We start from the raw sequence: 357 nt of genomic DNA on the forward strand, positions 1-357 counted from the left end.
GAATACGAAAAAAAAGAACTCTATCAATACGATAAACAAATAACGCTTGAAGATAAAAGGCGAGAAGGAATAAAAGAAGGTAGAAGAGAGGGAAGACTTGAAGGCAGAAAAGACGAAAAATATTCTATAGCCAAAACTTTAAAACAAATGAATATGGATGATGCCTCTATAAGTAAAGCTACGGGATTGACAATAGAAGAAATCCGCAAACTGCGTCCAGACGGAGAAAAACTATAAAATCAAAAAATATCCATACGCTTTAATTATGATATTTCTAAATAAACATTTCAATCTGTTTAATAATTCTTATTGACAATAATCAAATTTTCTAATATAATAATTTTATCAATTAATTAA

At 28.0% G+C, this 357-nt stretch carries 1 pseudogene; it reads left to right on the forward strand.

Features of this window, described 5'->3' with window-relative positions:
• Window positions 1–237, forward strand: a pseudogene (locus EZH24_RS14590) (Rpn family recombination-promoting nuclease/putative transposase); the annotation flags it as partial.
• Window positions 238–357: the final 120 nt, after the last annotated feature.

The organism is Brachyspira catarrhinii (assembly GCF_005518285.1).
GTDB classification, from domain to species: Bacteria; Spirochaetota; Brachyspiria; order Brachyspirales; family Brachyspiraceae; genus Brachyspira; species Brachyspira catarrhinii.